Genomic DNA, 13,908 nt, shown 5'->3' on the forward strand with positions numbered 1-13,908 from the left:
TTGCGCCTACTAGGCACAAGTGTCTTCGCTATGAATGAAATGATTAACGAAGAATGATAATTTCACCATTTTGGTAGAATACACGTTTGCTGAACAACTCAGCTACAGCACGCAATGGAATGAAGGAGCTTCCGTTTTCGATAATAACCGGTTGATCCAGTTTGACTTTCTCATTCACTTTACCATTCTCTACGACTTGATCGGATCCTAAAGTGATTTCTGTTTTCTTGCCATCTTTGGTAATAACAACTGTTTTCGTTGCATCTACCCATTCAACCCCAGCTTGAATCGCTTGTGCAATAACACGAACCGGCACCAATGTACGTCCGCTATCTGCGTTAATGAAAGGCGCATTCTCAGCTGAGAAAGCAGCTCCATCCACTTGATAATCCTTGCTGCCAATTTTCAAACTCGAACCATCTTTACCAACTTGGAACTTAAGAACTTGGAAGCCATACTCTTGTGCAGCAGCCAGATCGGATGCGTCTACAGCGTTTGAGAATTTCGTTGCCACTTCAACAGCCGCCGCAAATTTCTCTTTACCTAAGAAAACTTCTTGGCTAGCAAGGAACATGTTGGCTTCTGCCGCATATCCACGTGCACCTTGCAGGTCACCAGCTTCAAGCTTCGTGAATGCTTGCTTCACATATTCAGATACTTTACCGATCATTGTACGGTGTAGGGCATTTTGGATTTCATCTTTTTTGATTTTGCTTACATCGCCGGATGCGAAGGCATCTCTTACGAAGTTAGCATCAGCGATACTGCCGCCTCTTAGGTACGTGTATACCGGCATGAAGAGGAAGTAACCTTCTGTAATCGCTGCAGCTTGATCAGCTTGGGCCTTAGTAGCAATGCTTTCAGCGTATGTAAAAGTTGCGAGTGTGTAGTTTTTGATCAACGTTTTGTCAAGGAATTGACGGTGAACATTGAAGTCATTCAAGTTATTCTCTTTAATATCTTTTTGCATAAGTTCAATCGTTGTTTTCAAAAGTGCAACCATGTTCAAGCTATATTTCGTGTCGCGTTTCACAACGTTTGGTTCTAGAACAGCTTCATAAATTTGTACAACTTTATCAAAAGCCGTTTTCGCACCGGCAACATCGCCTTTGGTCAAAGCAGGACGTACTTGGTTGTTTACCAAATCACGTACAGCCAAGAAATAGTACCACTGTAGGCCTTTATCAATCGCTTGTTTCGCTTGGTCGACTTTCAAATCGCCTTTGATAGCACTGTCCAGGACAAGTGTGATATTCGCATCAATCTTAGGATCGTCCGCTTTAATCGTTGTATCAATACGTTTTACTTCGGTTTGGAATTTATCTATGTATAATTTCTGAACATCTGCAAGTACCGTTTTATCTGTGAAAAGAGCTTTGATATCCGTGAAAGACTTGATTGACGCAGCGATCGTTTGATCTTCCGTGATTTGGTATTTACTTTCTGCAAAAGCAACGGATGTAACGGTAACAACACTGGATAAAGCTAGTGAAACACTTAAAGCAGCAGCTAGAAATTTACGCATAATAAGTTTCTCCTCTATTCATCTCATATTTTAATAATAACTTTAAATCCACTTTCTTTTACGAGCGAACCATACGCCTCCACCTAGTAGAACGATGACTCCTCCGATAACAGCTACGCTTACTAGCGGATTCGTTTTATCTGTTCGCTCCATAGGTGCATGTGCAGATGCTTCCTTAGCAGGCTCAACTTGTTTGGCATCCGAACCCGTTGCTTTAGCCGGCGCTTCTACAGCCGTTGTGGGCTGAGCCGCTTCCGTGGTTGGCGTTGGACTAGCACTAGCCGTTGCAGAAGGCTCAGGCGACTTCGTCTCCACCGCAGCAGCGGCATCGGGTGACTTCGTCTCTGTCGGTTTAGCTTCTTTACCCGCCGCAGCTGGTTGGTCTGGCTTAGCACTTGCAGCAGGCGCCGGTTTCGCCGTTTCCTGCGGCTTAGGAACAGGAGTCACCTCACTTGGTGCAGCTGGCTTGACGTAAGCCGTATAAGGGAACAGAGGCTTCACCTTACCATAGATATAATTGACCTTTTCTTTGAAAACATCTGGCTGTACATCCTTCTTCCCTACACCGAACAATCCAGGATTCCCTAGCGCTTCAAGCGCAGCTTCGAAAGCTTTATTAATATCACTCGAGCCCGCTCCCACATAAGGCTCCAGCGTGTCAAAGGTCGCCTTAGCTTTGGCTAGCAAGAGTTTAGACTCTGCATAATCATCAATACCTTTAATCGCATAGGTGAACCGTCGATCCAAGTTCATCACAAGGACATATTTGAAATTCGCAATGACTGCTTTACTATCTTTGGCCTGGAAATTAGCATCCAGAGTGGTAGCTATTCCATCGCCGAAGTGCGATACGAGTTCTGCTCTTATCTCCTTGTAAGCACCTTCCGCTGCGCCCCAATTGTTCGCTCCATCGCCTACACTGGTTTGAACCAGCTTAAAGGTTTCAGCGACTGCTTCTGTATTGGCGTCACCATACGAATAGGCCAGCGCGGAGGACGGCAGGATGATCAATGCCGCTAGAACAAAAGTCAAACCGGCTAGTAGCCATCGTTTCATGTCTTCACCCCTGATATGATTGTTTGGAACCCTGTTGTCATTGATAATGATAATCATTGTCCATATTTGTGTCAACCATTTTTTTACTTTGCCGAAAAGATAAATACAGTCTTAACGCACCCACTCATATAAAATAACGTGGCCATACGCCGGGTCAAATAGAGCGTCCGACTTAAACTCAGCAAGCAGCTTCAAATGCTCCTTCACCGATTTGCCTTGCTGCTCAAAGCCTTGAACGACATGATCGGTGAGCAGCACACGCCGCTCGGGATTCGCCCCAGCCAACGTTTGAAAGTACCCGTACGTGTAGATACGCTGATGATCGTAGTCAGCCTGCAAGTACTGCAGGACTCTCGTTTCTTCCCATGTAAAGAGCAGGAGAGGCCCTTGCAAACGGCTTACATAGTCATGAAGCTGATAAACCGCTGGCTCTTCCACAGCCTGCCGTTTCTGAAGCTGAGCCCCGTATACGACTTGAATGGATATGAGGCTAATGAGGAGGGCGTACAAGATCGTTGGCGCTATTCTCAATAGACGCGTACCATGCGCGGATGTCCTGAGTCCTTCTGCAGTTCGAATGATAAAAGTAAACATAAGAAGCAAAATGGGGACTACTACAGGAACGATATGACGCGGTTTCTCAATATTTTGACCAAAAAGAGCCCATAGCGTGTACAAAACGGCGCAGCCAATCAGCCAAAAGATATATCGTCGATTCTCATTGCCTTGCACACTAGCAGGCGCAAATCTCCGACCTATAAACGCTGCAGCGACAATAATGACGAGCCATATGCCAATGAGAATGGAACCGCCCAGCAGGGCTGATCCCAGTAAATTGTGTGCAATAAGTTGGTAGATTCGTTCTCCAAGCGGCATCGGGGTAGAGATGACACCGCCGCCCCATTCGGAGAAGTGTCCTTCTACGAATGCCAGAGAGAGCTTCCAGAAACCAGCGAGGGTTCCTTCGGAAAGCACCAAACCAGCCACCCAAAGCAGTTGAAACAGCAGTGCTGCCAAGGCCGAGCACCCCAGCCTCAACCATTTCCGCCAACCGCTCGCACCGTACTGCCAAATTCCGTACCAGAGCGGCAGTAGCGCCAAACCGAATGGAAAGAAGGATAAGCGTGTACCCATTAGGAAGCCGAACATCAGCAGCGCCAGACCATGACGAAGCAGCGAACCTGGGTGATCCATAGCAAATCGGATACTCCAAAGAAACCACCACAATAAGGCCATACCCGCACACTCCGACATGGGACGTGAGGACATGAGCCATATGTAGGGGCTGCTTAATACGAGCGCAGGCAGTAAAAGGCTCTTCATCCCGCTGCCGGTTAGACGGTTTGCCAGTAAAAACACCGGTAGCGCGGAGCTTAAGGCAGCTAGAGTATTGAAGACAGATAAAGCCTTAACGGGATTATTTATCCACTGGTTAATAAGCCAACCGCCTAGAATAAAATACGGATAACCCGGAAAATGAGGCTGCATGGCGAGTAGATCATACCGATGCAGAGCCAACGTGAAATCGACCTCGTCCCATGTTAGAGCAAAGGTGCTGGCGTAGACAATACTCAGGCATGTCACTCCAGCAATAACCACAGATGCGAACAGCGCCAACCATATGGCATTAAGTCTCATACGCCCGCATCATCTCGATTCGTCTGTGGATTCACATTGCGTTTGGAGACTGGGCGTCTCATTTCTTTATAGATTGCTGGAAGTACGGAGGTTACATACTGTCTAAATTTGATGAAGGATTGCCCTTTGGTCCGAACTTGGTACGAGATCGGAATCTCCTCCAAGCGGTAGCCTTGACGAACCAAGTTTAACGTGAGCACCTGGGCGTAGTTATAGTCGTGGACAATCACGGCATTCTCCATCGCATCGCGAGAAAATCCGCGCATCCCGGATTGCCCGTCATAAATCCATCTGCGCAGCAGAACCGCCTGCAGCAGTGTGAACGTATAGTTGCCTAAGCGGCGATGTAGCTTCATGCCTTGAATTTGCCCTTTGAAGCGTGAGCCGAAGGTGTAGTCCGCGCGCCCGGCGATAATGGGCGCAAGGACATCGGGAATTTGCTCCGGCGGATACTCATTATCCGCATCAATCATGATGCCTATGTCTGCGCCTAGCAGGCAGCATTGCTTCAGCCCTTCACGAACGGCAGCGCCGAGCCCTTTATTGTGCGGGAACGACACAATGTGGTCGGCTCCCGCTGCCTCGCTGGCGGCGACCGTGCGGTCCTTGGACCCGTCGTCGATCACCAGCACCTCCACCTCATAATGAGGGTGGAAATCTCTCGGCACGCGGGCAATAACCCCGCTAATATTCTCTTCTTCGTTATGCGCAGGCATAAAAACGATGATTTTCTTCTTAGTCATGATGCTTGATTGCCTCCGTCAAGACAGGTCCGCGACTATGGCTAGGGAATGGCGCTCCCAGCAGATAAGCCAAAGTTGGAGCCATCGATACAAGGGAATGCTTTTCATCAATGCGATGGCCGGCCTCAATGGTCTTACCATGCAGGAAGAAAGGCACATAGCGCTCACCCTCATCCAAATGGCCATGTCCGCCAATCCCATCAGCCTGTCCGTGATCGGCACAAATGATGAGTGTCGTATTCTCCATCATGCCGCGCTCTTCAAGCCAGCCGACGAATTCTTCTATTAATTTATCGGCTTCTGCGATTTTTTGCGTGTAATCGTCATATAAAACACCTCGGCTGTGACCGGTTTGGTCAACACCAATCAATTGAGCAACGAGTAAATCCGGGTTTTGTTCGGCCATGATCTTCTTCGCCCGTTCGATAATATTACGATCCGCGACATCGTTATGCATCACAGCGGTCACACTTTCAACATCATCTCCCATGGAGTCGATTAAATGCGCTATTCCGAGCAGACGTCCTTTTTTACCAACCTTACGCAGCGAGTCAAAAATACTTTCAACCCGAATACCCAGCCTCCAAACCATATTGGAGCGAATACCGTGCTCGCGCGGGTAAGTACCCGTGAACATCGAAGAGAAACAGACCACGGTACGCGCAGGATACACAGTTTCCATTTGAGCATACTCCGTGCCTTCTGCTCGCAGTTTCTTCATAAATGGTGCATCGGCTTCTTCAAAGCGCTCTTTGCGCATTCCGTCCACGACAATCACAATAACCTTCTTGTTCAGCGCTTGCCCACCCGCTTGTACATCGCTTGAATCGCGTGTGTATGTAGGGATTTCGGCTGGTTTCCAGTCAAATATATACCAGTGGAGAATGAAGCTGTATATGAGCAAGCCGCCCACAAATAGAAGCCCCGTACCCACATCAGCGGAAACGCCTGCCTCAAACTGACGGTAATAATGATTCCATACGAAAAGCAGCAGCAAAAACTTTGGCATCTGCTCCTGCGCATTGCCGCTAGTTGAGTCACTATTTTTCAACACTAATTTCCAGAATCGTGTAAAATTCCACCAAGTCGTCCCAATTCGCAGATGATAGTAAAAAGTGCCCCAGAAATACACCGTAAAGAAGTAAAACAACCCTAGTGCTAGCAAATAAAGCGAGAAATCAGACCGATCCCAAATCAGAAGCGCAGCAATTAGCGGCATCCATAAATAATTTCGCAAAAATAGCGGAAAATCAAAGCAATAATACAGCACAAAAAGAGGGAGGGTCACCAGCAGCCCCAAACCAGTGGCACTCCAAAAGCTAGGATCAGACCAAATGCCAATATGGTAGAGCAGAAAGACGCCTACAACAAAAATCGGGGTAAACGGTTTTCCTTCATTAAATAAGTTCCAGCAGCGAGCTGCGACTATTTCAAACGATGAAGCTTTTTTCATATTAATCATCCTTCCGTGCGTTGCCATTCCATGATGGTTTTTTGTGACTCGTAAGCCGTCCAATCCAGGTTTTCATCTCGCGCCAATGTAAAGGCATTCGCACAAGTGAATACGCCCCTAACGTATAAGCAAATAGAAATTTAAATGTATGCGACACAAGCGCCGCTCTATAAGCATCCTTGCCATCCACGGCCAGCAAGACAAGTGACCCGCTCATCGTACTCTCATAAGTGCCTATCCCACCTGGGGTAATATGAAAAATTTGTCCGGCAATCGTCATACTATTCGCCCAAACGAGCGAGATTGTCCCAAGCTGCAAGCCGATCATGCGAGCAACAGCAAAGATAACACCTGCTTCTAGGATCCAGCTTAAAGCAATCAAGCCTACAATAACGAACCCTTTGCCAGAAAGCATTTTAAGATGAAAATAAGCCGAATGCTTGGCTATGAACGGGATTTTGCGAATCACAGGCAGGTAATGCGCTGTTGCGAAAATCACGGTTCCCCCAGCCAACACCGTCACCCAGATCCAAGATGAGGGAAGACCTAACCGAATAATACCGATTCCCCCAATTCCAGCAAGCACGAGCATATCAAGCAATCGCATGACCGCAACGGAATGGAACGCTTCCTCCCACGATTTCTCCCCATGCTTCATATATAAGCCAACACGAACGCCATCTCCCGCTTTCACAGGAAGTAGATGATTGACGAGCAAGCTATAGCTAATGGCATGAAAATAAATGCTGAATCGAACCTCAGATCCTGTGTAAATTCGCCAAGCCGCGGCCTTTAGAAGGAAGGAGAGCAGGTACACGACGAACATGAAGATCAACCACTCAGGTTGATGGAAAAGGAGCTCAATGTCGCGGAGCCATTCCTTCGAATCGAACCATTGCCATGTTAAAAAAATAGAACAAACGATCAAAAGGAGCGCCATATAACGAACAAATTGTTTCTTTGTTGGCATATTTGTTGTGACCTTCTTTTAGGTAAGGGTACCTCAAACTAGTTGTATGTGAGAATGAGAATCATGGTCAGTATAGGCGGTTTAGGGGGCTACGTCAACCTAATCTTACTCTTTTGGATAACGGATAGAATGACTATAGCGATTCTTTATCCGCATTCTCCTTATATGTTTGTTATCATGTTCTATAGGAGATCTGATGGATTTATTCGAAAGAGAGTGAAGCTAAATTATTAATGAAACAATCTATGTCAGCAGGCTTCGAGCAGCTGGTTGTGTTTTCGCCGAAGAGGAGGCCCGGTTACTTATCTCAGCAGCTCGGACGCCGGACGATCTCGTCACCATGGTGGATCGCCGAGTCGCCGGTTTGCCTCTCGAACACGTCATCGGATGGGCGGAGTTTTGCGGTCTAAAGATAGCCGTGGATCCAGGAGTCTTCGTACCTCGCCACCGTACAGAATTTCTCGTTCGCCAAGCCGCAGTCCTCGCACAGTCAGGAGCCGTAGTGGTCGACCTATGCTGCGGCTCAGGTGCTGTGGGCACAGCACTGGCTGCCGCCTTAGAACGGATCGAGCTGCACGCCACCGACATCGACCCAGCCGCAGTACGGTGTGCCCGCCGCAACGTCACTTCCGCCAGTGGTCACGTATATGAAGGCGACCTCTACGAGCCGCTGCCCGCCATTCTGCGAGGCCGCGTCGACATCTTGGTCGCCAACGCACCTTACGTCCCCACCGAGGCGATCAGGCTGCTGCCTCCCGAGGCTCGGATTCATGAGTCGCTAGTGGCGCTTGACGGGGGAGCGGATGGGCTTAACGTCCAGCGCCGGGTGGTGGCTGCTGCGCCAATCTGGCTGGCACCGGGTGGTCATCTTCTGGTCGAGACTAGTCAGCGACAGGCGCCGCAGACAGCCAAACTTTTCGCTAGCAATGGGCTGATCCCGCAGGTGGCCAGATTAGACGAACTGGACGCCACCGTCGTAATAGGAACCATGCCCGGCCTTTCCGCAAACGAGAGATGAACCCTGCTTAGCAGAGCAGCTTAATAAAACCCAGTCTAACACTTCATTTTGGTGTTTTGACTGGGTTTTTGTTTATTGAATTTGTTCGATTGTGAATGAATTGTGTTCATTACCCTCATTTTTCAGGTGGGCAATACCTTTTATACTAAATGTAAAGGTGTTATTGAAATGAAAGGCGGTTTACCCGGATGAAGCCTGAAACTAGCATTACTCACCCAAAGCTTTCTTCACGCAAAAAGACAACAGCATTCACCCTGAAAGGACGCTGGGAATCGCCCATAGCTGGTTATCTCTTTATTTCCCCGTGGTTACTTGGATTTCTGCTGTTAACCTTATGGCCGATGGTTCAATCGATGTATTATTCCTTCACTAAATATACGTTGTTAGATGCGCCTGAATGGATTGGCCTAAGAAACTATGAGCGTATTTTTGCAGACGATGAAATGTTTCGTCAATCATTGAAAATAACGATTCTTTTCGTCGTTTTATCCGTGCCCATCAAGCTCTTCAGCGCCTTAATGGTTGCGATAGTGCTCAATAAGAAAATAAAAGGGATTTCCGTGTATCGAACGTTCATCTATTTGCCTTCACTCATAGGGAGCAGCATTGCTGTAGCTATTCTCTGGCAAAATATTTTCGGTATCAACGGCTTTATCAATCGATTTTTAAGTTATTTCGGTATCGAGGGGATCAGTTGGATTAGCAATCCCAATACGGCATTAGGTACCTTAATTATTCTGGTTGCTTGGCAGTTTGGTTCTTCAATGGTTATTTTCCTAGCCGGATTAAAACAAATACCTGCCGAGTTATACGAGGCCTCTTCCGTGGATGGCGCATCTAAAGTCAGACAATTTTTCAGTATTACCTTACCTATGCTGTCGCCTGTACTATTGTTTAATCTCGTGCTGCAAACGATCGGTTCCTTTCAAATGTTTACGCAAGCTTTCATTATTACGAAAGGCGGACCCATTAACTCCACGTACATGTACGCTTTATACCTATATGATCGCGCCTTTTCTAGATATGAGATGGGTTATGCTTCCGCTCTGGCTTGGATACTCCTTGTGGTGATTGCGATCGTAACGGCTTTAATTTTCGCCTCATCCCGTTACTGGGTATTCTATGAAACCGAAGGAGGGAGAAAGAAATGATTGGAGCACGAACTTTTCGAACGCATTTCTTACTAGCGCTTTTTAGTCTAGTCATGATATATCCCATTTTATGGTGGGTGGGAGCCTCCTTTAAATCGAACGCGGAGATGAGCTCGCCCAGTCTTTTTCCTAAAGAGTGGTTATGGAGCAACTTCAGCCAAGGGTGGGTAGCTATCCCTAAGTTTACTTTTACTCATTTTTATTTAAATACCTTTGAATTGATTGCTGGAGTTCTTATCACTTCTATTCTTTCCTGCAGCTTGGTGGCTTTCGGTTTCGCACGATTGGATTTTCCATTGAAAAATTTCTGGTTTTCCATTCTAATGGTTACCCTCATGCTCCCCAGTCAAGTGACATTGGTTCCACAGTACATCATGTTTAATACATGGGGCTGGGTCAATACGTATCTGCCTTTCTATGTTCCACATGCCTTAGCAGGCGGTATCGGAGGACCGTTCTTCATCTTCTTGCTGGTGCAGTTTATCCGCGGCATTCCGCGGGAGTTGGATGAATCGGCCAAAATGGACGGCTGCAGCTGGTTCGGTATTTACTGGCGCATTGTGCTGCCGCTAACTAAGCCGGCTCTCGTAACGGTTGCCATTTATTGTTTCCTTTGGAATTGGGACGATTTCTTCGGACACTTGCTTTATATTAATTCTGTAAGTAAATACACCGTTGGTCTTGCCTTGAAGCTGTTCGTCGATGGCCAGTCTGCACTTCCGTGGGGACAATTGCTAGCCATGTCGCTCGTTTCTATTCTCCCTGCATTGATTGTGTTTTTCATGGCGCAGCGCCATTTTGTCGATGGCATTGCTTCGGGTGCAGTGAAAGGATAGAATAATAGAAAAAAGGAAAAAGGTTGCGCTACCTGCAGCCTTTTTTCCACTTTTATGGAAGTAAATGAGGAGGAGCTGCTGTGTTTAACTTATTCAAGCGTGTTCGCATCGGTCGCCTGTTCTTTGGAAGCTTCGCCGCGTTCATTGCCGTGCTGCTGCTCATTTCCTCCTGGATCAGCTACAGCCTAACTTCTCGCGAGTTAGCTGACAATACCGCCAATTATCAGCAGGATCTGTTAAATGAATTGAATAAGCGCCTGGTCACTCAGTTGAACTCTATTGAGCAAATGTCTCTTGCAGCCTCCAGAAATATCGATATCATTGGGTTTGATCCGCTAGATACCGACTTATTCGAGCGTAATAAACGCAAACAAGATTTGGAAGCACTACTTGCCAGCATTACCTATAGCACGACAATGGTGCAATCCATTTATTTATATATCGAACATCCGTTCGTTTCAGATGCTCAGGGACCAATTCGCGTTTATGATTTGCGGAAAGTGAAGGACGAGGATTGGTTTTCAGATATCCAGAATAACGATTTTGCTTGGATTAAAGAACGTACGATTCAAACCAATAAAGGCTCGCTGCCGGTTACCAGCTTTGCAAGAAAGCTATACAATAACTCGGGCATCTATTACGGCTTGCTCCTGCTTAATGTGAAATCATCCGAGATCCAGAATTTGATTCGAGGTGAAACGGAGGGAAGAAGCAGACTATTAGTTGATGCAGGCGGCAGAACAATTGCTTCAATAGGCGATTCCAACCTGCCTGAGAGTGAACTCGAGAACATTAGGCAGATTAAGGAGAAGTCCGGGAGTGTTCATTTATCAGCCAAACAACAAAGTGAATCCTTACTTGTATGGAGCAAATCCCCTTCGAACTGGACACTAGTTGAGGTGACTCCATGGAAGAACATCATTGGCGGCAGTATTCGATTAGCGCTAATTCTCTTATCCGTTGGCTTATCCGCCATTTTTATCGCTTCCTTTTTTACTTTCTTCATATCCAGACAATTTACCAATCCCATTCGGCTTTTGGTTGCTTTTATGAATAAACTTCCCGATCGGGGTCTTGTTTCGGACTTGCCTACGGACTATACCAATGAGTTTGGCAATTTATTTAACGGTTATCGGAAACAAATGGAACGAATTGAAGAACTTTTAATCTCATTGAAAGCTCAGCATAAGCGCCAACGCGAAGCCGAAATTAAGGCGCTGCAGGCCATGATTAATCCCCATTTTCTGTACAACACATTGGATCAATTGAATTGGTTAGCAATTGATTCCGGTCAAACGAAAATCAGTAAGATCCTTTCTTTAATGGGTAAAATGTTTCGTATCGGCCTATCCAATGGTGAAACTTTGATTCCCATCGCAGATGAGATGACGCATGTTGAATGTTATTTGCAAATTCAGCAAATTCGTTGGGGTGATCGCTTAGCGTTCACCATCTCTGTCGACGAAACAGCCAAAGACCTCTTTGTGCCGAGACTAACCCTGCAGCCTTTTATCGAAAATGCGATCATTCACGGTTTTCACGGGCGCAAGAAAGGCGAAATCCGCGTGAGTGTGCAGCTGCTAGGGCAAGACATCCAATTTCAAGTTTCGGATGATGGCGTTGGGCTGCGACCCGACTGGGATCAACCTAAGGCAAGGAAAACAGGCGGTTACGGATTGCGAAATGTGAAAGAACGCATTGAGGCTTATTTCGGGCCTCCTTATGGGGTCCATCTTACAAGTACGGAAGGGAAGGGCACCGAAGTCACCATTCTATTGCCGCAAATCCAAAAAAAAGAAGAAGTCGAGGAGAGGTATCATGTGGAAAATACTCATTATTGATGACGACTTTCAAGTGTTGGAAGGTATGAAGAAGGCGATTCCTTGGGAGTCCATTGACGCCGTATTAGTCGGTGAAGCGAGTGATGGCGCCGAAGGTCTTGAGATGGTTAATAGAGCCCAACCGGATATTGTGATTACGGATATCTACATGCCTGTGATGAACGGCCTGGAAATGATTGAAAAGCTCCGGGAGGCTAATTTCCCTGGTGAACTGATCATCCTAAGCGGTTACGCCGATTTCCAGTATGCACGGCAGGCTCTGCGGCTGCAGGTGAGTGACTATTTGTCCAAGCCCGTAACCATTGAAGAGCTGGGGGCTGTGCTGGCCAAAGTCATTAAAGAATTGGAAATAAAAGAACTGAAAAAAATAGAGCAAGAAGAAGTCAAAAGAAGGCTGATGATGTATGAGCCCTTTGTCCAACAAGAATGGTTGAAGTCGGTCATTACTGGCACCTTTAATGAAACGATTGCCGCGGAAAGCATTCTGCTATCTGAACAAGCCTACTGGCTGCAAAGAAACCACATCGTGATGGGTATAGAGCTGATGAGTACAGTTCGCACAGCTAACCTATCGCTAATCGATTGGAACTTGTTTCGTTTTGCATTGGCCAATATTATTAGAGAAATCTTGGCCGAAGATTGGCCGGAGTCCGACTTCATTGAGCTTCACAGCCATCATGCTGCGATTATGTTTCATGTTGAGCGTTCAAGTTCGAAAGATGATGCGATGCGTAGAATTCAATTGATTGGCGAGCGTATCACAGACTGTGTCCTTACTTACCTGCGCCTAACGATCCGTCTAGGGTTAGGCCAGATGAAGCATTCCTGGCAGGAAATTTCAGACTCCACCGAGGAAGCCTTTCTAGATTTATTGCAAATGTCTATCATCCCGACACTTACTGGAGACCAGCGATCTACCGTTCCATCCGAGAAAGAACTGGCTATTCGTCCAGTTAAGTTTTATCAAGAGCTTGCGGAAGCGATTGTCTATTCCAAAGAAGAAACCGCTGCACAGATTGTGGAAGCTTATATCAACCGTTTGCAAACCATGTCGACGATAACCCCGGCTTACTTGCAGTATTTATGTACAGAGCTGTGGGCGATATTTGCTTATTCCTTATACAGCGTGGGCATTGTGCTTGATGAACTGTTTCCAGACATGAAGCTGCAGTCGGAAATTATTCAAATTCAAACACCAGAGCAATTGCAGGAATGGCTGCGGGGAAAAATTCATATCATTGCTACCAGCCGCCATTGGAACGAGAATTCCAAGCATAAAGAAGCGGTTGATTTCATGATTCAATATGCACACGATCACTATGCCGAAGAGATCAGCTTGGAAGATATGTCGAAGCAGCTTTACTTGTCTCGCAATTATTTGAATCAAATTTTCAAGAAAGCGACCGGCGAAACCTTTACGAACTACGTCATACAAGTGCGGATGAAGAAGGCGCAAGCCCTTCTGGCCGAAGGTAAATATTTGATTTATGAGGTATCCGAAAAAGTTGGCTATAAAAACGTCCCTTATTTTAGCTCTATTTTCAAAAAATATAATGGCATTAGCCCGAGTGAAGTAAGTAAGAGTGGGTTATAACCGGGAATGTACCTATTCGTCGTCATATTGTGATCCAAATTGTGATCAATAGTGAAAGAAGTGTGTTCATTACTCTCCTTTTT

11 protein-coding genes are annotated in these 13,908 nt (G+C 46.5%); 5 read left to right on the forward strand and 6 right to left on the reverse strand.

Translation table 11 applies throughout. From position 1 onward, the window contains the following. Positions 1–43: 43 nt before the first annotated feature. From NYR53_RS33475 to NYR53_RS33500, 6 genes are all read right to left on the reverse strand, one after another. Positions 44–1,525 carry a copper amine oxidase N-terminal domain-containing protein gene (locus NYR53_RS33475; RefSeq protein ID WP_261303260.1) on the reverse strand — a complete coding sequence of 494 codons (1,482 nt, stop codon included), beginning with the start codon at positions 1,523–1,525 and terminating at the stop codon, positions 44–46. A gap of 42 nt (positions 1,526–1,567) precedes the next feature. Further along, the gene (locus NYR53_RS33480; RefSeq protein ID WP_261303261.1) at positions 1,568–2,581 is read right to left on the reverse strand and encodes a hypothetical protein; all 1,014 of its coding nucleotides are present in this window, start codon (positions 2,579–2,581) and stop codon (positions 1,568–1,570) included. 111 nt (positions 2,582–2,692) lie between these two features. Further along, entirely contained in the window at positions 2,693–4,219 is a 1,527-nt protein-coding gene (locus NYR53_RS33485; protein ID WP_261303262.1) for a hypothetical protein, read from the reverse strand. Further along, positions 4,216–4,962: a glycosyltransferase family 2 protein gene (locus NYR53_RS33490; protein WP_261303263.1), complete on the reverse strand. Its 747-nt coding sequence runs from the start codon at positions 4,960–4,962 to the stop codon at positions 4,216–4,218. The genes NYR53_RS33485 and NYR53_RS33490 overlap by 4 nt, the downstream gene beginning before the upstream one ends. Next, complete coding sequence (locus NYR53_RS33495) at positions 4,955–6,415, reverse strand: alkaline phosphatase family protein (protein ID WP_261303264.1); 1,461 nt, start codon at positions 6,413–6,415, stop codon at positions 4,955–4,957. Before NYR53_RS33495 ends, NYR53_RS33490 begins: the two co-directional genes overlap by 8 nt. A 1-nt stretch (position 6,416) precedes the next feature. Continuing rightward, on the reverse strand, positions 6,417–7,385 hold the full coding sequence (locus tag NYR53_RS33500; RefSeq protein ID WP_261303265.1) for a lysylphosphatidylglycerol synthase transmembrane domain-containing protein: 969 nt from the start codon (positions 7,383–7,385) through the stop codon (positions 6,417–6,419). Between the two features lie 226 nt (positions 7,386–7,611). On the opposite strand from NYR53_RS33500, the gene NYR53_RS33505 reads away from it, so the two are divergent. The 5 genes from NYR53_RS33505 to NYR53_RS33525 all read left to right on the forward strand — a co-directional run bounded on the left by NYR53_RS33505 (position 7,612) and on the right by NYR53_RS33525 (position 13,825). Next, positions 7,612–8,403 (forward strand): putative protein N(5)-glutamine methyltransferase, encoded by a 792-nt coding sequence (locus NYR53_RS33505; RefSeq protein ID WP_261306610.1) that lies wholly within the window; start codon positions 7,612–7,614, stop codon positions 8,401–8,403. A 188-nt stretch (positions 8,404–8,591) separates the two neighbouring features. Further along, positions 8,592–9,554 (forward strand): carbohydrate ABC transporter permease, encoded by a 963-nt coding sequence (locus tag NYR53_RS33510; protein ID WP_261303266.1) that lies wholly within the window; start codon positions 8,592–8,594, stop codon positions 9,552–9,554. Beyond that, positions 9,551–10,390, forward strand: coding sequence for a carbohydrate ABC transporter permease (locus NYR53_RS33515; protein ID WP_261303267.1), 840 nt, complete (start codon positions 9,551–9,553; stop codon positions 10,388–10,390). The genes NYR53_RS33510 and NYR53_RS33515 overlap by 4 nt, the downstream gene beginning before the upstream one ends. An 80-nt stretch (positions 10,391–10,470) precedes the next feature. Beyond that, positions 10,471–12,231, forward strand: a complete 1,761-nt coding sequence (locus NYR53_RS33520; protein WP_261303268.1) for a sensor histidine kinase — start codon at positions 10,471–10,473, stop codon at positions 12,229–12,231. Continuing rightward, on the forward strand, positions 12,209–13,825 hold the full coding sequence (locus NYR53_RS33525) for a response regulator transcription factor (protein WP_261303269.1): 1,617 nt from the start codon (positions 12,209–12,211) through the stop codon (positions 13,823–13,825). Before NYR53_RS33520 ends, NYR53_RS33525 begins: the two co-directional genes overlap by 23 nt. The last annotated feature ends 83 nt before the right edge of the window (positions 13,826–13,908 follow it).

The sequence above is a fragment of the Paenibacillus andongensis genome (assembly GCF_025369935.1).
GTDB lineage: Bacteria > Bacillota > Bacilli > Paenibacillales > NBRC-103111 > Paenibacillus_E > Paenibacillus_E andongensis.